This window comes from Flavobacterium bomense (assembly GCF_003970355.1).
The window spans coordinates 12,891-35,692 of record NZ_RYDJ01000015.1 but is presented as its reverse complement, the minus strand read 5'-3'; the positions used below and the strand labels follow the sequence as shown (position 1 = coordinate 35,692).

Here is a 22,802-nt window from a genome sequence, read left to right as displayed (position 1 = left end):
CCAATTTGTATTTGCAAATAAAAAAGTTTCGTTTTTCATTGGGTTTTAAGCATTAACTACGCAAAATAACTACAACACAACTAAAATCCATTGTTTAATCAAGAAAATACAATTATGATTCCAAAAGTTTCAAGAGAAATTATCGATTTAGGAGATGGGAGAAGCATCTCAATCGAGACCGGAAAATTAGCCAAACAAGCTGACGGTGCCGTAGAAGTACGAATGGGAAATGCAGTGTTGCTGGCAACAGTTGTATCTGCCAGAAAAGCAAGCCCAGGAATTGACTTCTTGCCCTTAACATTAGATTATCGTGAAAAATTTGCTGCCGCCGGGCGTTTTCCAGGTGGTTTCTTTAAAAGAGAAGCAAGACCAAGCGATAATGAAATATTAACTATGCGTTTAGTGGATCGTGTATTGCGTCCTCTTTTCCCAAAAGATTATCATGCAGAAACGCAAGTGATGATTCAATTGATGTCGCATGATGAAAACGTAATGCCAGATGCATTAGCCGGTTTAGCCGCTTCGGCAGCTTTATCTTTATCTGATATTCCTTTTTCAACTTTAATTTCTGAAGTTCGTGTAGCCAGAGTTGACGGTCATTTCATCATCAACCCAAGTCGTACTCAATTAGAATTGTCTGATATTGACATGATGATTGGCGCTTCAAAAGAATCTATCGCAATGGTAGAAGGAGAAATGAAAGAAATTTCAGAAGCCGAAATGGTTGAAGCGATTAAATTTGCGCACGAGGCAATCAAAATTCAAATTGCTGCTCAAGAACGATTAGTTGCTGCTTTTGGTAAAAAAGAAGTACGAACTTACGATCAAGAAAGAGAAGATGTGGCTATTTATGAAAAAGTAAATGCTGCAGCTTATGACAAATGTTATGCAATTGCAAAACAAGGAACAGCAAAACACGAAAGAACAGCTCAATTTGCGGAAGCAAAAGAAGCTGTAAAAGCATTGTTTACTGAGGAAGAATTAGCTGAAAACGGTGATTTAGTTTCAAAATATTTTGCTAAATCCAGTAAAGAAGCCGTTCGTAATGTAACCCTTGATTTAGGCACACGTCTGGACGGTAGAAAAACAAATCAAATTCGTCCAATTTGGGCTGAAGTTGATTATTTACCTTCAGTTCACGGATCTGCTTTATTTACAAGAGGAGAAACTCAAGCATTGGCAACAGCTACTTTAGGAACTTCCAGAGAAGCAAACCAAATTGACTCTCCATCACAACAAGGCGAAGAAAAATTCTACTTGCATTATAACTTCCCTCCTTTTTCTACTGGTGAAGCAAAACCATTAAGAGGAACTTCAAGAAGAGAAGTGGGTCACGGAAACTTAGCACAACGTGCTTTGAAAAACATGATTCCTGCTGATTGTCCTTATACCATTCGTATTGTATCTGAAGTATTAGAATCAAATGGTTCATCTTCAATGGCAACCGTTTGTGCCGGAACATTAGCTCTTATGGATGCCGGGATTCAAATGACCAAACCCGTTTCCGGGATTGCAATGGGATTAATTTCTGATGAAAAAACAGGCCGATTCGCTGTATTGTCTGATATTCTTGGTGATGAAGATCACTTAGGAGACATGGATTTTAAAGTAACCGGAACCGCAGATGGAATTACCGCTTGTCAAATGGACATAAAAATTGAAGGATTGGCGTACAACATCATGGAAGAAGCTTTAGCTCAAGCTCGTGAAGGTCGTTTGCATATTCTTGGAAAAATTATAGAAGTTTTAGCTGCTCCAAAAGCAGATGTAAAAGCGTATGCTCCAAAAATCATCACAAGAACAATTCCTGGCAACTTTATTGGTGCATTGATTGGACCTGGTGGAAAAGTGATTCAAGAATTACAAAAATCTACAGGAACTACTATCGTTATCAATGAAGTAAATGAGCAAGGAGTTATTGAAATTCTAGGAACAGATCCTGCCGGAATTGAAGCGGTATTGGCTAAAATTGAGTCCATCACTTTCAAACCACAAATGAACGAAGCTTACGAAGTGAAAGTAATCAAAATGCTAGATTTTGGTGCCGTTGTAGAATACACAGCTGTTCCAGGAAACGAAGTTTTATTACACGTATCCGAGTTAGCTTGGGAACGCACTGAAAACGTTTCGGATGTGGTCAATATGGGCGATGTCTTTATGGTGAAATACCTTGGACTGGATCCAAAAACCAGAAAAGAAAAAGTGTCCAGAAAAGCACTTTTACCAAGACCTCCTCGTGAGGAAAGAAAAGAGTAATCAGATCTTAGTTTACTAAAGGTTTATTTATAGGGAATCCCGTTTCATGAATTTGAAACGGGATTTTTGTTTTATATAAATTTATTTTAAAACAATTGTAACTTTTAGGCAACTTCATACGTATAACCATTTGTACACTTAAAATTTAGGAGACAAAAAAAACATGAGACAACTAAAAATCACCAAGCAGGTAACCAATCGTGAAACCGCTTCATTAGACAAGTATTTACAAGAAATTGGTAAAGTTGACCTTATTACCGCAGACGAAGAGGTAGAATTAGCACAAAAAATTAAAGCCGGCGACCAGAAAGCATTAGAAAAATTGACGAAAGCCAATTTACGTTTCGTAGTATCTGTAGCCAAACAATACCAAAATCAAGGATTAACCCTTCCCGATTTGATCAACGAAGGAAACCTTGGACTTATAAAAGCAGCACAACGTTTTGATGAAACACGTGGTTTTAAATTCATCTCGTATGCCGTTTGGTGGATTCGTCAATCTATCTTACAAGCATTGGCTGAACAATCTCGTATCGTTCGTTTGCCTTTGAACAAAATTGGTTCTATCAATAAAATCAACAAAATGTACGCTTTATTAGAGCAATCTAACGAGCGCCCACCTTCTGCTGAGGAAATTGCAAAAGAACTTGATATGACCGTAAATGACGTAAAAGAGAGTATGAAAAACTCTGGCCGTCACTTATCCATGGATGCGCCTCTTGTAGAAGGAGAAGATTCTAACCTTTATGACGTTTTACGTTCCGGCGAATCACCAAATCCAGACAGAGAATTAATCCACGAATCATTGCGTACCGAAATCGAGCGTTCCCTAGAAACATTGACTCCAAGAGAGGCTGATGTAGTTCGTTTGTACTTTGGTCTTGGTGATCAACACCCAATGACCTTAGAGGAAATTGGCGAAACTTTCGACCTGACTCGAGAACGTGTTCGTCAAATCAAGGAAAAAGCAATCCGAAGATTAAAACACACTTCAAGAAGCAAAATACTAAAAACCTATTTAGGATAAAACAGTCAATTTTTTAAAAATCAAAAGTCATAACGTTCTACAACATTATGACTTTTGATTTTAAACTTGTGACTAATAGCTAACGACGGTCTGATTAACTGTTCGTTTTTTGATTGATGATTGAAACTCCGGCTGATTACCGGAGTTTTATTTTTTTAAGCAAAACTCCATTCAGTTCGCTTGGCTCGGCTCGGATATCAGGAGTTATATTTTTAAAATCTAAATTCTTCTCACCATTCATTTCTCACTACTATGGCGTAACCCTCCGTAAAAACTTCGGGTCGGGCTATCGGCTGTATCTCTCCGCTACGCTACGAGGATGCCGCCTCTATCCCTTACGCGCAATGTACGGACAACTCGCGAGTTGTCCCTTCTAAAAAAACTTTCACCAATTGCTGCAAAAAAACTACTTTTGCACAAACAACACAAACTGTAAAGATGCACTGCAGTGCATCTTTACTACATAACAACTACACAATGAAAAATACTCTTATTGCACCATCAGTACTTGCGGCCGATTTTGGAAACCTACAACGCGATATCGAAATGATCAATGACAGTGAAGCCGATTGGTTTCATATTGACATCATGGATGGTGTTTTTGTACCTAACATTTCGTACGGAATGCCCGTTTTGGAAGCCATAAACCGCCATGCAAAAAAAACAATCGACGTTCACTTGATGATTGTAGATCCAGATCGCTACATCAAAACTTTTGCTGAATTGGGCGCCAATATTCTAAGCGTACACTACGAAGCTTGTACCCATCTTCACAGAACCCTGCAAGCCATCAAAGCCGAAGGAATGAAAGCTGGCGTTGCCATTAATCCACACACAAATATTGACTTGCTAGAAGATGTAATCAACGACATTGATTTGGTTTGCATCATGAGTGTAAATCCAGGTTTTGGCGGACAATCATTTATCGAAAATACCTATGCTAAAATTGAGAAGCTAAAAGCTTTAATCACTAAAAAAGAAGCAAAAACAATTATTGAAGTAGATGGCGGTGTTACCAACAAAAACGCAAAACAACTTGTAGAAGCCGGAGCTGATGTACTGGTAGCCGGAAGTTATGTTTTTAAAGCAGAAAATCCAACAGCTACAATTGCTGATCTGAAGAAATTGACAAACCTATAATACTAAAAGTCCCGATTCAATAGTTATTAGATCGGGACGGGTTTAAAATGAAAATAGCAATTACAAAAACCAACTAGAGGCTGTCACGGTCAATGCAACTTTTATAAAGGAACGCTCTGAAAAACTCATTGAGCGCTTTAAAGACAAAATAGAAAAAGCTTAAACAAACAATTACGGATTTAAAAGACCAATCATCTAAATTTTCTCGCTGTGGTTTAAGGTTGAAACTGCAACTAAAAACGCATTACTACTTACTTTTTCTTCAAACTACCATACCATTCCTGTAGCGAAGGATAAATGAATCCAGCTGTTTTTTGGATTGGATTATAAAAAAGAGAATTATCCAGCGTCTCTTTTTTGGCCAACAGATGGTTGTAGTTAATCTTCTCGAAAACCGCGAAAACAATACCCAGAATCAAAACAGTTTTCAGCACCCTGAAAAAACCACCTCCCAAAGCATTCAACCAGCCCAAAAAAGCAAAATCAGCTACTCCTGTCAGGAATTTACCTAAACCTGAAACCACAACAACTACAATAATGAACGTAAGAACAAAAGCTACTACTTGAATGGTATTAGGATTCCATTTGACAAATCCCACTAAAATATCCCGCATATAGGAGGAAAATTGTACTGCAATATAAATACCGGCCAGTAGTGAAATTAGTGATGCTAACTCCACAAAAAGACCGTTTTGAAGGCCTTTGTAAAAAGCAAAAGCAAGCAATACACCCAAAATGATATCAAAAAATCCCATACTTAATTAATTTGCAACGATCAAACAGCAAATATAAAAGAATTATTCTTTACCATAGTCAATTTTCAAGTTCTTATCTTTGCGAAAAATAATTTTATGACAAATGAATTAATAACTCATGACTCATAATTCATAATTCAACAAAAATGTCAAGAGACACACAACTTAAAGAACGCTGGGAACAGCTTGTAAATATACTTTCCAATCAATTTTCTCAAGGGGAAGATTTAGATTTAGACGCTATTATTTATCTAATTGGCGTACAAGAACTCGGGAAAGTACATAACGAATACAAGAAAGACGAAAAACTAAACCTAATGCATATCGCGATTTGCAGGTTATTAGAGCCTTATGGATTCTATGAATTTGAATTTTTTGACGAGGAAGGTTGGCCACATTACAAAGTAAAAGAGGAATTACCACCGCTAAAAGCTGGAGAACAATCCGTTTTAATGAAAGAAGCCATTGTGAATTATTTCCTGGAGAAGGAACTTATTGATTGATATTATTTATTGTACGGGCCAGTCGTGACTTGTCCCTATCAACAAAAATCACTAAATTTGCATAATTAATTATTGGAATGAAAATGATAGATAAGATAAAAGAATATATTGGCGAAGCAAATGCTTTTTCAACGCAAAACGCAGCAGAACTAGAAACGTTCCGAATCAAATTCTTAGGAAGCAAAGGGCTTTTAAAAGACCTTTTTGCGGAATTCAAAAATGTGCCTAACGATCAAAAAAAGGAATTCGGACAAGTAATCAACCTGCTCAAAGCATCTGCCGAAGACAAAGTAAAAACCCTTCAGGAAGCTTTAGAAAACAAAGAAGAAACCAAAGGCTTTTACGGGGATCTCACGCGTTCGGCTGAACCAATAACTATCGGTTCCCGCCATCCTATTTCATTGGTGAAGAACCAAATTATTGATATCTTTTCAAATATTGGTTTCAATGTTTCCGAAGGTCCTGAAATCGAAGACGACTGGCATAATTTTACCGCATTGAACCTCCCGGAATACCATCCGGCTCGCGACATGCAAGACACATTTTTCATACAAACCAACCCTGATATTTTGTTGCGCACACACACCTCTTCTGTACAGGTACGTTACATGGAAGAAAATAAACCGCCAATTCGGACCATTTCTCCGGGAAGAGTTTTTCGTAATGAAGCCGTGTCCTCTCGTTCTCACTGCATTTTTCACCAAGTGGAAGGGCTGTATATAGACAAAGATGTTTCTTTTGCCGACTTAAAACAAACCCTTTTGTATTTTACCAAAGAGATGTTCGGAAAATCAAAAATCCGTCTGCGTCCCTCCTACTTTCCTTTTACGGAGCCAAGCGCTGAGGTTGATATTTATTGGGGACTTAAAACAGAAACTGATTATAGAATAACCAAAGGAACCGGATGGTTAGAGATCATGGGCTGTGGAATGGTGGATCCAAACGTTTTAAAAAATTGCGGCATCAATCCTGAGGAATACAACGGATTTGCCTTTGGAATGGGAATCGAAAGAATTGCCATGTTGTTGTATCAAATAGGCGACATCCGTATGTTCTACGAAAATGACGTACGTTTCTTAGAACAATTCAAATCAAGTATATAAAAATTTAAGAGCACTGATTTTTGATTTTAGAAGTTTAAATCTGAAATCAAAAATCGGTAATCATCACTCAACAATCAAATGAAATCCGACATCATCACCCCCGAAGTAGAAAACGTATTCCTAGCTGCAGTCCAAGAATGGAGCGACGATTTCATGGAAAAAGTATGGTACGCCTATTTAATAAATGACAGTGACTTTTTAATCGAAAGCGTCATGGTTGTTTCTAAGGCATTTGGAACCATCAACGGTGAAATGAAAAAAACATCCCTCTTGCGCCACGCTTTTGTAGCAGTTCCGCCAGTTTCAGTAATGAAAATCGAAATGATTGAAAAAAGCGTTTTGGCACTCAACAATGAATTCATGCTGACTTTCTTTATCGGAGACAAACTATACGATAAAAAATACATTTTCAAAGCACAATCCATCTGCGAATCAGCAGTCGAAGAAGTGCCTATTTTATTTATTGATGGTATTATCGTGAGATAAATCAGCACTATTGTCGCGTTTAATTTTTTTCTTCCAATTTAAATATCCTATTACAAATATTCCGAATAAGACGAAATAAAGCGTTCGGAACAGGTTTCTTTTGGAGAAAAAAGCATCTTCAAAAGAGCGTTCGAATAAGTCAAAAACGAGCAAGCTTAGGGAAAGAATAATTCCCCAACGCATCCCGTTTTTAATCTGAAATCGCCACCTTTTACTCATAAAAATGATTTAGCGATTTTGTTGTTTAACTTTGGATTTCCATGTAAAATAACCTAAAACAAAAATCCCTACACCGATATAAGCAGCTGCTCGAATATAAAAATTAGGCGTAGCGACTTGTACTGAAAAAGGGATTTCTTTTATGTCGAATAACACATTGAAAACTGTCATAAATACACCCCAAATTCCGCCAGTTTTAATTTGATATTTCCATCTTTCACTCATGACATGATTGTATTTTGATTATTAAATATATAGCAGAATTAATCCAGTTTGTCGGTCAGTTTCTTAAATATGGTTTTCGCATCTTTTCCTTCGTATAAAACCTCATAAACGGCATCAATAATAGGTGTTTTGGCACCATAAGCCTGATTTAGCTTATAAGCACTTTTAGTAGCGTAATATCCTTCAGCAACCATGCTCATTTCCATCATTGCTGATTTCACCGTGTAGCCTTTACCTATCATATTACCAAACATTCTGTTCCTCGAAAAAACGGAATAGCCTGTAACCAGTAAATCGCCTAAATAAGCAGAATCATTGATGTTGCGTTTCATTTTATGAACTTTCTTGATAAATTTTTTCATTTCCCTAATCCCATTACTCATCAATACGGATTGGAAATTATCTCCATAACCCAGTCCATGGGCCATTCCTGCAGCAATGGCATAAATGTTCTTTAGCATCGCAGCATATTCAGTTCCTATAATATCATCTGTAATTTTAGTCTTAATGTAATTTCCAGCAAGAGTATCGGCAACAATTTTTGCCTTATCAGAGTCGCCACATGCAATTGTCAGATATGATAACCGCTCCATAGCCACTTCTTCTGCGTGACAAGGACCAGAGATTACACCAATGTTATAATAAGGAATATCATATTTTACATGGAAATGTTCCCCTACAATCAAACTGGTCTCAGGAACAATCCCTTTTATAGCCGAAAAAATAATTTTATCTTTCAACGAAACAGTCAATTTTTCTAATTCACCCTCTAAAAAAGCGGAAGGAATAGCAAAGATAACGTAGTCCGCATAGGCTACTGCTTCATTGATATCATTGGTTAGCTTCAATTTTTGGGTATCAAATTCAACAGAGCTTAGGTAATTTGGATTGTGTTTGTAGGTCTTGATGTGTTCTATAGCAGCATCATTGCGCATGTACCATGAAATTTCGGTAAGATTTACGCATAACATTTTAGCTATGGCTGTTGCCCAGCTCCCACCACCAATTACTGCAAATTTTATGTTTTCAGTCATTTTTTATTGAATTTAATCAAAAGTACTTAAAAACTATGAATCAAGCCAAAAAAGCACCGCCTTAAATCTGGGATTCACAGGGGTTTTCAATAATAATATCACAATATATTAAATTAAATTTAAAACATTTGATTTTCAAACACAATATAAACACATTACTACCGTTATTCTTTTATTATAGTTACTGTTTTAACAAAAAAAACAGAATTGAATTAGTTAGTTATAATTTGAATTTTAAAAGGCGTTCCCATACAAAATGAGAACGCCTTTTTATTTAAAAATACTTCAATCGGTAATCTGATTATTTGAATTAATAACTCATTTCTACAATTGATTTCACTTTTTCTAAAGTGATATTTTCTTTTTCTCCTAATCCCAGCCAACCTCTTTCTTTGAAGCGGTTTACTATAAAATCAGCCGTTTTATCATAGTCTTTGGTGTAATCCGATAATTTAGTCTCCATTCCCATTGTATGGAAAAACTCAACTGTTTTATTGATCGCTTCGTTTGCTATTTCATCCTCAGTTCCAGTCAAATTGAAAATACGTTTTCCGTATTGTGCCAGTTTTCCTTTTTTGGTTTCAAACATCACTCGGTATAAATTTGGACCTACAACCGCCAATGTTCTAGCATGATCAATTCCGTACAAAGCGGTTAATTCATGGCCAATCATGTGTGTAGCCCAATCCGAAGGAACTCCTTTCTGGATTAATCCATTTAGAGCCATCGTACAACTCCACATAAAGTTAGAAGCCAAAGCATAATCTTTAGGATTCTCAACAACATCAGGGCCAACTTGAATCAAGGTCTGTAAAATACTTTCGGCAATTCTATCTTGAAGATATCCTTCATGTGGATAGGTTAGATATTGTTCCAAAACATGGGTATAGGCATCAACAACTCCGTTTTCCAATTGTCTTTTGGGTAAGGATTCAATGACGGTTGGATCGCAAATAGAAAATTTTGGAAACAAGGCGCTACCACCAAATGATAATTTTTCTTGTGTAGATTCAATGGTAACTACACCGCCAGAATTCATTTCACTTCCCGTTGCCGGTAACGTTAAAACTGTTCCAAAAGGAATAATTTTAGATACATCTTTAGTTAATACTCGTTTTTGAAGAATATCAATAGGGTTTCCGTCAAAGTTCACGGCAGCCGAAATGAATTTTACCCCGTCAATTACGGATCCACCACCTACTGCAAGAATAAAATCTACTTTTTGCTCTTTGATAATCGCAACTGCTTTCATCAATGTTTCAAAATGCGGGTTTGGCTCAATTCCCGAAAATTCGACGATTTCAAAACCTTTTAAAGCATTAACTACCTGTTCATGGATTCCATTTTTAAAAATACTTCCGCCTCCATAAGCCAAAAGAATTTTTGCCCCCTGTGGAACTAAAGTAGAAAGTTTTTCAATTTGTCCTTTTCCAAAAATTAAATTAGTAGGATTGTATAATTCGAAGTTTAACATGTTTTTATTTTTTTAAATTCAATTGATTTAATAATTTTTCTGCAACGAGTTTAGATGAAGCCGGGTTCTGACCTGTAATCAATAAGCCATCTTCTACTGCATACGGTTGCCAATCCCCTATTTTTGAATATTTGGCCCCGTTAGCTTGCAACGCATCCTCTAATAAAAATGGTACGACATCAGTTAAGCCTACAGCTTCCTCTTCCGTATTAGAAAATCCGGTTACTTTTTTTCCTTTTACCAAAAAATCCCCATTTACTTTTACGTTTTTCAACACTGCTGGTGAATGACATACAAAAGCGACAGGTTTATTATTCGTATAAAAAGCTTCAATCAAAGCGCTTGAATTTTCATCCGTGGCTAAATCCCATAACGGTCCATGACCTCCTGGATAAAAAACGGCATCATAATCCGATTCTTTTACATCGGCTAATTTGTGCGTATTTTTCAGTTTTGCCAATAATTCAGTATCAGCATCAAATCGTTTAGTATCTTCAGTTGCTGCAGATGGATCTTCACTTTTTGGATCTATAGGTGGTTGTCCTCCTAACGGGGTAGCAATATCAATAACAACTCCTTTATCTACTAATTCATAATATGGCGCGGCAAGTTCTTCTGTCCAAAATCCTGTTTTTTCTCCCGTGTTACCTAGTTTATCGTGACTCGTAACAACAAATAATACTTTTTTCATACTTTTTTTATTTTGTGCAGTTGCTGTAATGCAACTTACTGTTAATGCTATAATGGCAAAGAATGCAATTTTCTTCATTTCTTATTTTGTTTCTACAAATTTAGTGCGAATATGCTATTAGTAAAAATAATTTAAATTATGTTTGTGATAAATATATTTATATCATGGTTAATCTCGAATGGTACAGAACGTTTAAATCCGTTTATAAAAACGGTAATTTTTCGTTGGCTGCCAAGGAATTATTTATCAGTCAACCCGCTGTAAGTCAACAAATATCAATGTTGGAAGCACATGTCGGATATAAACTTTTTAATCGAAAGTCAAAAGGTGTGGAGCCAACAGAATATGCTAAGTTACTCAATAATCTAATCATCGAGGCGTTGGACCGATTGGAAAATGTGGAGAATGGTTTTCGTGCCAAAGCGTTTGATGCGAATCGATTAATATCCATTGGCATCTCGAAACACTTGATGATCAGTTTGGGAAATGCCTTAATTTCAGAATTTGATTTTATAGATTTTAGTTTCCATGAGAACGACACACTTTTTGAATTGGTCGATTCTAAAAAACTCGATTTTGCTATTGTTACCAAACAATATGACACGTTTGACACCATTCAGAAAAAGGTTGGCGAAATCAAACAAGTGATTGTTGGTTCCAATAACATTGATGCTTCTGAGTTAAAATCTAATATCAAAATAAAGAATTTCTCTGCAACTGAACAGTGGTTAAACGACCAAAAGTGGTTCAGCCACAATGCACAGATTCCGCATATAAAGTTGTTTTGGCTGCATGTTTTTAGTAAAAAAAGGCCCTCGATGATTCCCAATTATATCATTCCGTCCGAGTATGAAATGCTTGAAATAATTTCGAAAAATACCGGAATAGCCGTTGTTTGGGATATAAACGCAAAAAGTTTAATAGCAGAAAATAAAATCCAATTGATGTGGAACAGCAAGCAAATGCCAAGTACAGAAGTATATGTGTTATCCGGTAAAAATGATAATTTGAGTCCTGTTTTTGAGAATATTCAATTGGAATTAAAAAGAATTCTGGCGTAATTACTTCTTATAAAAGTTATTGTGATCAATACATTCCCAAACTTTAGCGGGCAATAAAGGCTGTACATTTTTCCCTTTTTTGATATTATCCCGAATAAATGTAGATGATATTTCAACAACCGGAGCGTCAATCAGGTGGATTTTTGGGTGATTCTTGAAAGTTAGATTTTCTACTTCCAAAGAAATAGCTTCGCCGGTTTGGCCCTTGGTTTCGAGTCTAGGATACACATAAATCTCGTGATGCGCCAGAATAGCTTCGTAGTTTTTCCATTTGTACAACGACCTTAGATTGTCTTCGCCCATGATTAACGAGAATTCGTAATTGGGGTATTTTTCCTGCAAGTGAACTAAGGTATTTATTGTATAATTGGGCTGTGACAATTTAAACTCAATATCCGAAGGTTTGATTTTTGGAAAATCTTCAGTAGCAAGATATACCATTTGCAACCGATGGTAATCATCAAGCAAAGTATTTTTTTTCTTCAAAGGATTGTGTGGCGTAACCACCATCCATACTTGGTCTATATTAGCATGCTCGGCCATGTGATTGGCAATGATAAGATGTCCAATATGAATGGGGTTAAACGTTCCGAAATAAAGTCCTATTTTCATAATATATCAATGTAGTTTGCCTAAGTTAGTTTGTCATTCCTCGTTCCTCGGAATGACACTAGAAAATTCCTCCATGACAGTGTTTTTCGAGAGTAAATTTAAATAAATAAAACAAAGAAATCTAATTCTGCTGAATGGCAATGATTAAATTACCGATATGTAGTATTGAATGTGCCAAAACAGAGCCCGATTTTCATGCTTTGGTTTCTTTTATTTGTGGTTTTTTGCAAGTTTATTTTTGAGTATCATGTTTTGATACTGGTGACAAATATCTTTGCACCATTGTGACGAAGAAGGATTATGCCGTTATAAACTTGCGGCAATTTAATAAAAAAACAAAATTAGATTATGAAGAAGATTATTTTAGGATTAATGGTTATGTTAAGTGTAGTAAGTTTTGGTCAAGAAAAGGAATTTTCTTTTACTAAAGAAAAAGGTTTCACTGAATATGTTGTAATAGACAAAAACGGTCAAACAGATAAGGAGTTGTACCAAAAAGCATTAGATTGGATTAATGAAACTTACAAAAACCCCGAAAAGGTAATATTAGCCAAAAACGAAAACTCTTATATTAGAATTGAAGGTATGGATTCTAATATTTCTTGGATGAAGGTTATGGGTATGACAACCTATTACTCAACTAAATACGAAATTGAATTTTACTTTAAAGATGGTAAAGTTAAGTTTGATATTTCAAGCGTTACCACTTATACAGAACCTAGTAAATATGTTTCTGGAGGTTGGTCAAAAAAATATTATTATTCAATGCCGTTAGATGAAAAAACATCCGATTTAATCTTCAAAGAAGATGGTACATTTAGAAATAACTATCGAGATATTCAAACAAATATTGAATATTACAATGGTTTAGCTAAATCTTTAGATGCATATTTAAGTGGCGAAGCAAAATCACAAACATCAAATTGGTAACTTGATATATGCCTTTAGATATGTAAATGATGCTAATGGATTTACAACGGAAATTAATGGTAAAATAATGAAACGTGACCAGTTATATTTCCAAAATAACAACTAACTTCGGAGAAAATCTCCACACGCTATGTAGAGATGGATCAGAAGCTTGAAGCAATGTTAGTCACTAAAACTTTAAAAATGGCAACAAATAATATTAAAATAATTGAACTAATTGAAAAGACTTTAACTCAAAATAACATCGACTATAATTCAATTATTGATGGATTTGGACAGTTGGATGCAAGTAAAAAGCGAGGAGAAGGGCATGAATTCACATTAAGTGATCATGTCAAAGCTCTTCTATTGTCTCAGTTAAGCAATCAAAGGTCGTGGGGAGGTATTGCAAAAAACCTAAAAAATCTTAAAATAATTTTTCAGGATTACAATCCAGAAAAATTAAAAGAATCAGATACAAACTATTTATTGGAAAATATCCGTGAAATAAAATGTGGTAATCGAAAAATTAAATATCAAATTCTTAATTTAAGAGAGAATATTAAACAATTCGAAAAAATTGTTACAAAGTACGGTAGTATGGACAACTTCATTAACTTGAATAGTGCTGAACAAACGGCTGAATTACTATCAAATCCTAAAAGTGAATATAAAATTAAAGAACTAGGTTTCACTTTGGCGATGGAATATTTAAGAAATGTCGGTGTAAGGTCAGTTAAACCAGACCTACATATTTTAAGAATTTGCGGAACTGATCGATTGGATTTATTCCCTTTAAAAACCAATCCTTTGCAAGCAACTCAAATTTTCAATGAATTCTGCAAGGATATTGAACGAAACACAACCTATGTTGATAATTTAGTTTGGATATTTGGCGCAAAAGACTATGCAAATATTTGCAGTAAAGTTCCAAAATGTGAGTTATGCCTTTTAAGAACGGAAGGTCTTTGTAATTTTAAAAATGATAACGGACTGCAATAGTAGGGGTGAAGAAACGTAAACTCCATAATATAAACGACAAGAGACATTTAATATCACAGCTAAAAAACTAGATGATTTGATTGGAATTATCAACGCAATATTCAAACAGATTCTCCGACAATTTAAGATGACACTCTGTAATGTGTGTGTGTGTGTGTGTAAATTGAAATCCGTCAGTCACTTACGCCTTTTTGCATATAAAGAAATTATTGATTCCGCTCTATTGCTTCCTTGAAATAGTTGAAAAATCTTTCACGCAAGTGCAAAGGCTCAATGATTTCAATTGAACGAGCATGAGACAATAGTTCTGTAAATAAATCGTCAGTAATTTTAATGTTGAGAGTGACCTCTACACGTCCATTCTTTTCTTTTATTTCTTGTTCGGGAAGGATTGGGTACGATTTGATGTAATTAGCTTCTTCCTTGCTGTAAGACAGAATTACCTTTTCGGCAGGGATTTCAGAAGTGTACATGGCAAAACAATCTTCGTATCTTTTTATCAATTCTATCTTGTTTAGTTTCCTTTCGAATTTGTTTCTGGTTTCTTCTAATAATGTTATCCTATCAAGTCCATAAGACCGGAACGTTCCATCTTCTTTAGTTCCTAAAACATACCAACGTCCACGACTTTCTTTTAGAGCAAGTGGCTGTAAAAAGCATTCTTTTAATTCCCCCGATTCATTATTGACATAATTGTGATGTAAAAATGTAACTGCTTTTTGGTCTTCTATACACTTTTTAAGTATGAAAAAATGTTCTGAACCTCTGGCTTTTCTCTTCTCTGGAATGATAAATTCATTTACCCCATCAGTACTGTGAACAAAAGCAAGTAACTCAAAAGTTTCAAGGATTAAAAGAGCTTCTCCCTCGATTTCTCCGTTAATTTTATATCCTTTTGCTTTAGGATCGTAACTTAAATTGGGAGTGAAAAACTGTTTTATAGCTTCAATATCACGCTTAAAAGTTGCTGGTTTTATATTGAATTGTTTTTGTAATTCAGTCACTGAAGGGTATTCTACTCTTTGAATTTCTCTCAAAATGGATACCTGCCGCTTTAACTGCTCAAAATTTGACATAGATTTTTTTCCTTTTTTCGATTTAATCCTTTACATAATTCTTTACCAATTGATAAGCTTCTTCCAAAGCAATATTTAAATCGTAGTTTTTTATAATCACATCAAATTGTGGCGCTGTAGCCAATTCAACAGAAGCTTTAGCGATGCGCATATTGATTTTGTCATCACTTTCGGTAGAACGTTCCTTTAATCTTCTTTTTAGTTCATCTACGCTTGGTGGTTTCACGAAAACGGCTAACGTTTCTTCCGGGAATTTATGCTTGATGCGCAATCCACCAGAGACATCAATATCAAAAATTACATTTTTTCCTTTTGCCCAGATGCGCTCCACTTCACTTTTTAAAGTTCCGTAGAAATTATCGCGGTACACTTCTTCCCATTCCAAGAAGTCTTCGTTCTTGATGTGTTTTTTAAAGTCTTCGGTAGACATGAAATAATAGTCTTTTCCGTTTACTTCTTCGCCTCTTGGTTCGCGGGAAGCTGCCGAAATAGAAAACTCCAGATTCAAATCTTCTTTGCTTAATAAATGCCTAACTATGGTGGTTTTCCCAGATCCTGATGGTGCCGAAAAAACGATTAATTTTCCTCCTGTGCTCATTTTATGCTGAATTTATTTCAGTATCTATATTATAGAACGTTCAATACCTGCTCCTTTATTTTTTCCAATTCGTCTTTCATCTGAACGACTAATTTCTGCATTTGTGCGTGATTGGATTTAGAACCCATCGTGTTGATTTCACGTCCCATTTCTTGGGTAATGAAACCTAATTTTCTACCGTTGGCCTCCGTTCCGTTGATGGTTTCCAAGAAATAATCCAGGTGATTCGTCAAACGTACTTTTTCTTCGGTGATGTCTAATTTCTCCAAATAATAAATCAATTCCTGCTCAAAACGGTTTTCGTCTACATTCACTTTAAGTTCAGCAATTGCAGTTTGCAAACGGTCTTTTATTGCCTGAACACGTTCTGGATCAAGCGCCAAAGCTTCGGTCATATACTGCCTAATGTTGCCAATTCGCAATTGAAATTCTTTTTCAAGAGACATTCCTTCATCTCTTCTAAAGGTCAAGATGTTTTGCAAGGCTTCTTCGATAACGGTTTGGATTTGTACCCAGTCGTTTTCATCGATTTCATCACGTTCTATTTTCATGGTGTCCGGCATACGGATCGCCATTTTCATCAGTTCCGTTTCATCTGCATCAGCATACACTTCTCTTAACTGATTGATGTACCCTTTTACAATGGGCACATTTACTTTCGTAGAAGTTTGTTCGGCGGTAGTTTCGATAAAAATAGAAAAATCTACTTTGCCTCTTTCCAGCTTAAGTGCGATTTGGTTGCGTAAACCCAATTCCATTTCGCGGTACAGCGAAGGCATTCTCACATTCAAATCCAAACCTTTACTGTTTAAAGATTTCACTTCTACCGTGATTTTTTTGGTTGGTAATTGCAAAGTAGCTTTACCAAAACCCGTCATTGATTGTATCATATAATTTTCTAAAAGAGGTCAAAGATACTAAAAAAGTGGTCAGTGGTCCGTTTTTAGTAAACAGTGACTCGGCATAAGTACATATTTAGTAATCAGATTTTAATTTTTGAGTTGATATAAATAGCCCAACGAACGTTATAAAAGACAATAACCTGCAATTTAGGCGCTGAACACTAACAGCTGATTACTGCACACTCTTTTTCTGTGTCACTAAATAAACGCCGATAAATATCAAAACTGCCGAACCAATTTTTACCAAACTCAATTCGTCTTTGCCCAAGCTTATCGCAAAAATAGTGGCAAATAGCGGTTGCAAATAAATAAAAACGGCAACCGTCGTTGGTTTTAATTCTTTCATCGAAAGCAAATTAAGCAAATAGGTCAGAAATGTAGAAATGACGACAACAAATCCAATTTTCCAGCAAATATCCATGGGAACCAAAGCCCAGTCCACCGTTTGAAATTGACTCCAGCCAAAAGGCAAAACCATAATAAATCCAAATAAATAAATCCATTTTACAAACGTAAACGCATTGTATTTATCCATTAATTTCTTGACGATAATCAGGTAAAATCCATAGGAAATAGCATTGACCAATACCAGAAAATTTCCCAACCCGGCGTTTGTGGCGCTGCCAATGGATTTTCCGTACAGAATAAGAAAAGCAGTCCCTATCAGACCAAGTATAATTCCAAAAACCATTCGTTTTTGCATGCGTTCCTTCATGATAATAGCCGAAAGCGTCAACACAATCATTGGTGTCGAAACCATGATAACTGCAGCACTAATAGGCGAAGTAAGGCTTAATCCTTTGAAAAATGTAAGCATATTAAATGCTACGCCAAAGAAAGCTGCGGCAATAATTCGGGGAAAGTCATTGGAGGCAATTTTTTCCTTCGGCATAAAAAGCCAAAAGATCCAAAACAAAATCATTGAACCACCTACGCGCAACAGTATAAAACCATAGGCATCAATATACAACGGCATGACATCTTTGGCAATAGTAAACGTGACTCCGTAAATTATGGAAACAATTGTGGCACCAATTAGTGCAAGATTTCTTTTGGACATTATGCCAAGGCTTTCATTACCTGCAACATATTTTGTTGGGTATTCCCGATATAAATCTTGTCTTTGATGATAAATACAGGGCGACTCAAAAACGTGTAATGTTCCAGAATGTATTTTTTATAATCGTCTTCGGTCAAGGATTTATTTTTTAAATCCATCGATTTGTACAGTTGTGCTTTTTTGCTAAAAAGCGCTTCATAACTTCCGGAAAGTTCGCGCATTCGTTCTAATTCAGCAACAGTAATTGGATCTTGTTTGATGTCGTGAAACTTAAAATCATGCTCTTTAGGAAGTGATTTTATGATTTTTCTGCAGGTGTCGCAAGAAGCGAGATAATATATTATGTCCATATAAATAGCAATTTCTTTGTGCAAAGAAAATTCATTTGACACGGAAAATGATTATTTTTATCAAAAAATAAAAAAATGAATCAAATATTAGACATTACTTTAACCAGCCGAAAAATAGTTTCACAGTTTTTAAAAGGATATACTTTAGCGCAACTCAACACGATTCCGGAAGGATTCAACAATAACCTGATTTGGAACATCGGTCATATAATAGTGACACAGCAAGTATTAGTGTATAAATTATCGGGTTTACCGATGATGGTTTCTGAGGAAATGGTAGAAAAATATAAAAAAGGAACTAAGCCAGAACATATTGCAACACAAGAAGAATTAGCCGAAATGAAGGATTTGTTATTTGAAACTATCAATCAAACTAAACTTGATTTTGAAAATAAAAACTTCAAAAACTTCACTGAATATCCTACATCAACAGGGTATACGCTAAAAAGTGCTCAGGATGCAATGGCTTTCAATGATTTTCATGAAGGGCTTCACATTGGGATTATGATGAGCATTAGAAAATTTATTTAATCACTTTTGGCAAAAGAAAAATCCCCTGTTACTTGCTTTGTTTTTCATTAAAACACAACCCTGAAAAGGAAGCACAAGCAGTTTGGTTTTTTGTACTTGAATACCATAAAAAGGGTTCTTTTTTATAAAAAAAGTAGTAATTTATATAACTCACAGCGTATAATAATAGCAACATGCAAAGACCTTCATTTTCCATATACGATGCATCAGCTGGATCCGGAAAAACCTATGCGCTTGTCAAAGAGTACCTCAAGATTATTCTTGTTGCAAAAAAAAATGATGCCTATCGCACTATACTGGCCATTACGTTTACCAACAAAGCGGTGCACGAAATGAAAAGCCGAATTGTGGGTAGTCTTTCTGAATTTGCAAAAGACGAGCCCAGCCACAAAGCCCAGGACTTGATGCAGGATTTAGCAATAGATACAGAACTTTCGATCCTCGAAATCAAAACTAAATCACAGCAAATTATCAAGCATATTATTCATAACTACGCTGCATTTGATATTTCTACGATTGATAAATTCACCCACAAGGTAATTCGGGCCTTTGCGCATGATTTGAATTTGCCCATGACTTTTGAAGTCACCCTGGACACTGAAAATTTATTAATTGAGGCTGTAGATGCTATAATTGCTCAGGCCGGTGAAGATGAAACGTTGACAAAACTGCTCATCGATTTCACGATGGAAAAAACTGACGATGATAAATCTTGGGATATTTCCCGTGAAATTCTAGAGACAGGCCGTTTGATCCTCAATGAAAATAACAGAAACGAAATCACGCAGTTTCAGGATAAATCCATCGCTGAGTTCGTTGCAATAAAAAAGAAATTAGTAGAAGCCAGTAAAGATTTAGAAAAACAGACTGTTGTTTTTGCAACAGCGGCCTTGTTATTAATTGACACCAATGGAATTGATGTAAAATCTTTTTCCAGAGGAACTTTTCCCAATCATATCAATAGTATTCAACAGGGAAAATTCAATCCGAAGAATAAAATTTTTCGTAAGTTGGAAGATATAGCCATAAATAAAACGGCAAAAGATCGTGCGATTATTGAAAACATAATTCCAGATTTATTGCAATTTTTAGACAAAGTTTACAAAGCTTTCGAAAAGATCCATTTCTATAAAGCCTTCCTGAAAAACATTACACCACTTTCCTTATTAAATACGGTAAGTAATGAATTAGCCAAAATACAAAGTGAACAAAATGTACTTTCCATTTCAGAATTTAATGCCATAATCCATAGGGAAATTCAAAACCAGCCGGCGCCTTTTATATACGAACGATTGGGGGAACGCTACCGCCATTTTTTTATCGATGAATTTCAGGATACTTCGGAGATGCAATGGCAAAACCTGATTCCGCTTATTGATAATGCCCTTTCCGGACAGGATGATTATGGAGAAAAAGGAACCTTGATGATTGTGGGCGATCCCAAACAGTCTATTTACAGGTGGCGCGGCGGAAAAGCCGAACAGTTTATTGAATTGAGTAAAGATCAAAACCCGTTCAATAATCCTGATAAAAAACTTGAACATCTTGATAAAAATTACCGAAGTTATTCGCAGGTAATCGAATTTAATAATGAATTTTTTAAATTGTTGTCCGGTGAATTTGCTCATTTAGATTACAAAGAGTTGTATGAAAATCACAGCCACCAAAAAACCAATGACAAAACAGGAGGTTATGTGAATATTTCTTTTATCCCAAAAGTAGAGAAAACAAATGATAATCCGGAAGCTTCTGGAGACGAAGAAGCTTTAGATAAAACTGATTTATATGTTTTGGCCACGCTGAATACGATTCAAAAAGTAATTCAAAAAGGATTTGAATACAAAGATATTGTCATTCTTACCCGGAAACGAAGTCAGGGAATTGCGATTGCGAACTATTTGACAGAGCAAAGAATACCGCTTTTATCCTCGGAAACGTTAATGATTCAAAATGCTACTGAAGTACGATTGATTATTCATTTATTAAAATACCTGAAAAACAACGCTGATTTAGAAGCTAAGGCGAATTTCCTTTACTATATAGGAACGCATATTCAGGACAGATTACCTGTTGCTGATTTCATTGCCAAAGGAATGGCATTGTTTCAGGAAACGGATTTCGAAAATTGGCTGGTGAGTTTTAATATTTCATTGTCGTTTCAAGACATTAGAAAAAAATCATTGTATGAAGCGGTAGAGGTTATTATTGCAAAGTTCCTCTCCCCGGCCCTCTCCAAAGAAAAGGATGACGAAGTGGTTAATCGTAAGGATAAATTCCATCTTATTGAATCAATACATGCTGAGAAAATTCTTTGGATGGAGTTTAAATCTAGATCATTTGAAGATTATAAATTCAGGCAACACCATTTGATAGCTGATTTTATTGTTCATTTTGTTTGTTTATCGAAAAAACTGGTTGTTGAAGTGGATGAGGATTATCATTTTACCGAAGAGCAGGTTCAGTTAGATAATAATAGAACAATTACCCTGAATAAATTAGGGTATAAAGTCATTCGATTTACCAATGAACAGGTTATAAAGAATATTTCGGAAGTTTTAAAACGAATAAAAGAAGAATTAATTCAACGAGAAGAAATTCAAGACTCCAACTTATCGGTGTCGGCTCCTGCCCCTTCGGGGAAGGTTAGGGAGGGGAATGCCTACGTCCAATATTTTTTAGACATAGTTCTGGAACGTGACATTCGCAACCAAGCAGGAATTTCTGACTTTTTAAATTTCTGGGATAAAAACGCACAAAAATTTAGTATTCCCTCACCAGAAGGAAATAATGCCGTTCGGATTATGACAATTCATAAATCAAAAGGATTGGAGTTCCCGGTAGTCATTATGCCATTTGCAGAGGAAGATTACAACAGGAAACCAAAAGATAAATTGTGGCTCAATGCTGAAGGAGGAATTTTTGGCCTGTCAAAAGTATTAATTGATAACAATAGCGCCGTAGAAGGATTTGGAGAGGAAGCGGCTGAGATTTACAATCAAAAGAAACAGGAAGAATTATTAGACAATATCAATGTTCTTTATGTGGCTTTGACCAGAGCGGAGGAACAGTTGTATGTGATTTCAAATATGAATTTATCCAGTAAAGGGGAAGTTCCAAAAAATAATATGTGTGCTTTTTTTATTAATTATTTAGAGAGCAAAGGGGAATTCGATACCGATAAATTGGAATATGATTTTGGGGATATCGCTAAATTATCAAAAGAAAAAAAACACATTGATACCTCCAAAACAATTCCGTTAGTTTTGGAAATTTTGAATCCAAAAAACATCAAAATTGCACAAAGAGAAGCATTGATGTGGGGAACACAACAACAGGAAGCCATTGCCTATGGAAACGTCATTCATGAGATTTTATCTTTTGTGAAAACGAAAAACGATATAGATTTAGCTATAACAAAAGCGATTGAAAACGGACTCATCGTTTTTAAACAAAAGGAAGCCGTTTACAGTACCATACAGGAAATTGTCACTCATACAGAACTAACCGATTATTTTTCGGAAGGGAATGAGGTACTGAATGAACAAACAATTATTCAAAAGGAAGGAAAGACTATAAAACCGGACCGAATGGTTTTGACAAAAAATAAAGAAGTGTTGCTGTTGGATTATAAAACAGGAACACATAATCCTAAATACCACTTACAATTAGAAAAATATCAAAATGCAATTGAATTAATGGGGTATAAAGTGGTAAAAAAAGCACTAATTTATATAGGAAAAGAAATCGATGTAGTAAATTTGTAGCCTAAAAAATGAATTATTCGCAAA

Annotated in this window: 23 protein-coding genes; 11 read left to right on the top strand and 12 right to left on the bottom strand. The window is 35.4% G+C overall.

The window, feature by feature from the left end:
- Nucleotides 1–114 precede the first annotated feature (114 nt).
- The 3 genes from EKL98_RS12275 (at nt 115) to rpe (ending at nt 4,423) form a co-directional block, all read left to right on the top strand.
- On the top strand, nt 115–2,256 hold the full coding sequence (locus tag EKL98_RS12275) for a polyribonucleotide nucleotidyltransferase (protein ID WP_126452801.1): 2,142 nt from the start codon (nt 115–117) through the stop codon (nt 2,254–2,256).
- Nucleotides 2,257–2,419: 163 nt separating this feature from the next.
- On the top strand, nt 2,420–3,283 hold the full coding sequence (locus EKL98_RS12270) for a sigma-70 family RNA polymerase sigma factor (protein ID WP_007137700.1): 864 nt from the start codon (nt 2,420–2,422) through the stop codon (nt 3,281–3,283).
- A 477-nt stretch (nt 3,284–3,760) separates the two neighbouring features.
- Entirely contained in the window at nt 3,761–4,423 is a 663-nt protein-coding gene (gene rpe / locus EKL98_RS12265) for a ribulose-phosphate 3-epimerase (protein ID WP_126461860.1), read from the top strand.
- Between the two features lie 251 nt (nt 4,424–4,674).
- On the opposite strand, the gene EKL98_RS12260 is transcribed toward rpe, so the two are convergent.
- Nucleotides 4,675–5,178, bottom strand: coding sequence for a CvpA family protein (locus tag EKL98_RS12260; protein WP_126461857.1), 504 nt, complete (start codon nt 5,176–5,178; stop codon nt 4,675–4,677).
- A gap of 146 nt (nt 5,179–5,324) precedes the next feature.
- On the opposite strand from EKL98_RS12260, the gene EKL98_RS12255 reads away from it, so the two are divergent.
- The 3 genes from EKL98_RS12255 to EKL98_RS12245 all read left to right on the top strand — a co-directional run bounded on the left by EKL98_RS12255 (nt 5,325) and on the right by EKL98_RS12245 (nt 7,270).
- Nucleotides 5,325–5,681, top strand: coding sequence for a hypothetical protein (locus EKL98_RS12255; RefSeq protein ID WP_126461854.1), 357 nt, complete (start codon nt 5,325–5,327; stop codon nt 5,679–5,681).
- Nucleotides 5,682–5,764: 83 nt separating this feature from the next.
- The gene (gene pheS, locus EKL98_RS12250; protein WP_126562681.1) at nt 5,765–6,784 is read left to right on the top strand and encodes a phenylalanine--tRNA ligase subunit alpha; all 1,020 of its coding nucleotides are present in this window, start codon (nt 5,765–5,767) and stop codon (nt 6,782–6,784) included.
- Nucleotides 6,785–6,862: 78 nt separating this feature from the next.
- Nucleotides 6,863–7,270 (top strand): hypothetical protein, encoded by a 408-nt coding sequence (locus tag EKL98_RS12245; protein ID WP_126461849.1) that lies wholly within the window; start codon nt 6,863–6,865, stop codon nt 7,268–7,270.
- Here EKL98_RS12245 and EKL98_RS12240 read toward each other — a convergent pair.
- The 5 genes from EKL98_RS12240 to EKL98_RS12220 form a co-directional block, all read right to left on the bottom strand.
- Nucleotides 7,241–7,489, bottom strand: a complete 249-nt coding sequence (locus EKL98_RS12240) for a hypothetical protein (protein WP_126562679.1) — start codon at nt 7,487–7,489, stop codon at nt 7,241–7,243. The two genes, EKL98_RS12245 and EKL98_RS12240, sit on opposite strands and share 30 nt — an antisense overlap.
- Nucleotides 7,490–7,498: 9 nt before the next feature.
- Nucleotides 7,499–7,714 carry a hypothetical protein gene (locus tag EKL98_RS12235; RefSeq protein WP_126461843.1) on the bottom strand — a complete coding sequence of 72 codons (216 nt, stop codon included), beginning with the start codon at nt 7,712–7,714 and terminating at the stop codon, nt 7,499–7,501.
- Between the two features lie 38 nt (nt 7,715–7,752).
- The gene (locus tag EKL98_RS12230; RefSeq protein ID WP_126562677.1) at nt 7,753–8,748 is read right to left on the bottom strand and encodes an NAD(P)H-dependent glycerol-3-phosphate dehydrogenase; all 996 of its coding nucleotides are present in this window, start codon (nt 8,746–8,748) and stop codon (nt 7,753–7,755) included.
- A 310-nt stretch (nt 8,749–9,058) separates the two neighbouring features.
- The gene (locus tag EKL98_RS12225) at nt 9,059–10,222 is read right to left on the bottom strand and encodes an iron-containing alcohol dehydrogenase (RefSeq protein WP_126562675.1); all 1,164 of its coding nucleotides are present in this window, start codon (nt 10,220–10,222) and stop codon (nt 9,059–9,061) included.
- A 4-nt stretch (nt 10,223–10,226) separates the two neighbouring features.
- Complete coding sequence (locus EKL98_RS12220) at nt 10,227–10,991, bottom strand: type 1 glutamine amidotransferase domain-containing protein (protein ID WP_197037211.1); 765 nt, start codon at nt 10,989–10,991, stop codon at nt 10,227–10,229.
- An 86-nt stretch (nt 10,992–11,077) separates the two neighbouring features.
- On the opposite strand from EKL98_RS12220, the gene EKL98_RS12215 reads away from it, so the two are divergent.
- Complete coding sequence (locus EKL98_RS12215) at nt 11,078–11,974, top strand: LysR family transcriptional regulator (protein ID WP_126562674.1); 897 nt, start codon at nt 11,078–11,080, stop codon at nt 11,972–11,974.
- On the opposite strand, the gene nadD is transcribed toward EKL98_RS12215, so the two are convergent.
- On the bottom strand, nt 11,975–12,586 hold the full coding sequence (nadD, locus tag EKL98_RS12210; RefSeq protein WP_126461831.1) for a nicotinate (nicotinamide) nucleotide adenylyltransferase: 612 nt from the start codon (nt 12,584–12,586) through the stop codon (nt 11,975–11,977).
- 348 nt (nt 12,587–12,934) lie between these two features.
- Here nadD and EKL98_RS12205 point away from each other — a divergent pair, with 348 nt between their 5' ends.
- A complete protein-coding gene (locus EKL98_RS12205) occupies nt 12,935–13,516 on the top strand; it encodes a DUF4468 domain-containing protein (protein WP_126562673.1) in 582 nt (193 codons plus the stop codon).
- Nucleotides 13,517–13,699: 183 nt separating this feature from the next.
- Nucleotides 13,700–14,497, top strand: coding sequence for a hypothetical protein (locus EKL98_RS12200; RefSeq protein WP_126562671.1), 798 nt, complete (start codon nt 13,700–13,702; stop codon nt 14,495–14,497).
- Nucleotides 14,498–14,703: 206 nt separating this feature from the next.
- Here the strand turns inward: EKL98_RS12200 and EKL98_RS12195 are convergent, their stop codons facing one another.
- The 5 genes from EKL98_RS12195 to EKL98_RS12175 form a co-directional block, all read right to left on the bottom strand.
- Nucleotides 14,704–15,573: a helix-turn-helix transcriptional regulator gene (locus tag EKL98_RS12195; RefSeq protein WP_126562669.1), complete on the bottom strand. Its 870-nt coding sequence runs from the start codon at nt 15,571–15,573 to the stop codon at nt 14,704–14,706.
- A gap of 22 nt (nt 15,574–15,595) precedes the next feature.
- Nucleotides 15,596–16,171, bottom strand: coding sequence for a guanylate kinase (gene gmk, locus EKL98_RS12190; protein ID WP_126554700.1), 576 nt, complete (start codon nt 16,169–16,171; stop codon nt 15,596–15,598).
- Between the two features lie 29 nt (nt 16,172–16,200).
- Complete coding sequence (locus EKL98_RS12185) at nt 16,201–17,061, bottom strand: YicC/YloC family endoribonuclease (RefSeq protein WP_126554698.1); 861 nt, start codon at nt 17,059–17,061, stop codon at nt 16,201–16,203.
- A 184-nt stretch (nt 17,062–17,245) separates the two neighbouring features.
- Complete coding sequence (locus tag EKL98_RS12180; RefSeq protein WP_126554696.1) at nt 17,246–18,133, bottom strand: DMT family transporter; 888 nt, start codon at nt 18,131–18,133, stop codon at nt 17,246–17,248.
- Entirely contained in the window at nt 18,133–18,483 is a 351-nt protein-coding gene (locus tag EKL98_RS12175; RefSeq protein ID WP_126452753.1) for an arsenate reductase family protein, read from the bottom strand. Before EKL98_RS12175 ends, EKL98_RS12180 begins: the two co-directional genes overlap by 1 nt.
- A 75-nt stretch (nt 18,484–18,558) precedes the next feature.
- Between EKL98_RS12175 and EKL98_RS12170 the strand changes: the two genes are divergently transcribed.
- Together EKL98_RS12170 and EKL98_RS12165 are read left to right on the top strand one after the other, a co-directional pair.
- Nucleotides 18,559–19,014, top strand: a complete 456-nt coding sequence (locus EKL98_RS12170) for a DinB family protein (protein WP_126554694.1) — start codon at nt 18,559–18,561, stop codon at nt 19,012–19,014.
- Nucleotides 19,015–19,187: 173 nt separating this feature from the next.
- Complete coding sequence (locus EKL98_RS12165) at nt 19,188–22,778, top strand: UvrD-helicase domain-containing protein (protein ID WP_126562667.1); 3,591 nt, start codon at nt 19,188–19,190, stop codon at nt 22,776–22,778.
- Nucleotides 22,779–22,802: the final 24 nt, after the last annotated feature.

What these genes read in the sequence shown, in the direction of transcription:
- EKL98_RS12275 (WP_126452801.1), top strand. Translation starts at nt 115, where the DNA reads ATGATTCCAAAAGTTTCAAGAGAAATTATCGATTTAGGAGATGGGAGA.
- EKL98_RS12270 (WP_007137700.1), top strand. Translation starts at nt 2,420, where the DNA reads ATGAGACAACTAAAAATCACCAAGCAGGTAACCAATCGTGAAACCGCT.
- rpe (WP_126461860.1), top strand. Translation starts at nt 3,761, where the DNA reads ATGAAAAATACTCTTATTGCACCATCAGTACTTGCGGCCGATTTTGGA.
- EKL98_RS12260 (WP_126461857.1), bottom strand. Translation starts at nt 5,178, where the DNA reads ATGGGATTTTTTGATATCATTTTGGGTGTATTGCTTGCTTTTGCTTTT.
- EKL98_RS12255 (WP_126461854.1), top strand. Translation starts at nt 5,325, where the DNA reads ATGTCAAGAGACACACAACTTAAAGAACGCTGGGAACAGCTTGTAAAT.
- pheS (WP_126562681.1), top strand. Translation starts at nt 5,765, where the DNA reads ATGATAGATAAGATAAAAGAATATATTGGCGAAGCAAATGCTTTTTCA.
- EKL98_RS12245 (WP_126461849.1), top strand. Translation starts at nt 6,863, where the DNA reads ATGAAATCCGACATCATCACCCCCGAAGTAGAAAACGTATTCCTAGCT.
- EKL98_RS12240 (WP_126562679.1), bottom strand. Translation starts at nt 7,489, where the DNA reads ATGAGTAAAAGGTGGCGATTTCAGATTAAAAACGGGATGCGTTGGGGA.
- EKL98_RS12235 (WP_126461843.1), bottom strand. Translation starts at nt 7,714, where the DNA reads ATGAGTGAAAGATGGAAATATCAAATTAAAACTGGCGGAATTTGGGGT.
- EKL98_RS12230 (WP_126562677.1), bottom strand. Translation starts at nt 8,748, where the DNA reads ATGACTGAAAACATAAAATTTGCAGTAATTGGTGGTGGGAGCTGGGCA.
- EKL98_RS12225 (WP_126562675.1), bottom strand. Translation starts at nt 10,222, where the DNA reads ATGTTAAACTTCGAATTATACAATCCTACTAATTTAATTTTTGGAAAA.
- EKL98_RS12220 (WP_197037211.1), bottom strand. Translation starts at nt 10,991, where the DNA reads ATGAAGAAAATTGCATTCTTTGCCATTATAGCATTAACAGTAAGTTGC.
- EKL98_RS12215 (WP_126562674.1), top strand. Translation starts at nt 11,078, where the DNA reads ATGGTTAATCTCGAATGGTACAGAACGTTTAAATCCGTTTATAAAAAC.
- nadD (WP_126461831.1), bottom strand. Translation starts at nt 12,586, where the DNA reads ATGAAAATAGGACTTTATTTCGGAACGTTTAACCCCATTCATATTGGA.
- EKL98_RS12205 (WP_126562673.1), top strand. Translation starts at nt 12,935, where the DNA reads ATGAAGAAGATTATTTTAGGATTAATGGTTATGTTAAGTGTAGTAAGT.
- EKL98_RS12200 (WP_126562671.1), top strand. Translation starts at nt 13,700, where the DNA reads ATGGCAACAAATAATATTAAAATAATTGAACTAATTGAAAAGACTTTA.
- EKL98_RS12195 (WP_126562669.1), bottom strand. Translation starts at nt 15,573, where the DNA reads ATGTCAAATTTTGAGCAGTTAAAGCGGCAGGTATCCATTTTGAGAGAA.
- gmk (WP_126554700.1), bottom strand. Translation starts at nt 16,171, where the DNA reads ATGAGCACAGGAGGAAAATTAATCGTTTTTTCGGCACCATCAGGATCT.
- EKL98_RS12185 (WP_126554698.1), bottom strand. Translation starts at nt 17,061, where the DNA reads ATGATACAATCAATGACGGGTTTTGGTAAAGCTACTTTGCAATTACCA.
- EKL98_RS12180 (WP_126554696.1), bottom strand. Translation starts at nt 18,133, where the DNA reads ATGTCCAAAAGAAATCTTGCACTAATTGGTGCCACAATTGTTTCCATA.
- EKL98_RS12175 (WP_126452753.1), bottom strand. Translation starts at nt 18,483, where the DNA reads ATGGACATAATATATTATCTCGCTTCTTGCGACACCTGCAGAAAAATC.
- EKL98_RS12170 (WP_126554694.1), top strand. Translation starts at nt 18,559, where the DNA reads ATGAATCAAATATTAGACATTACTTTAACCAGCCGAAAAATAGTTTCA.
- EKL98_RS12165 (WP_126562667.1), top strand. Translation starts at nt 19,188, where the DNA reads ATGCAAAGACCTTCATTTTCCATATACGATGCATCAGCTGGATCCGGA.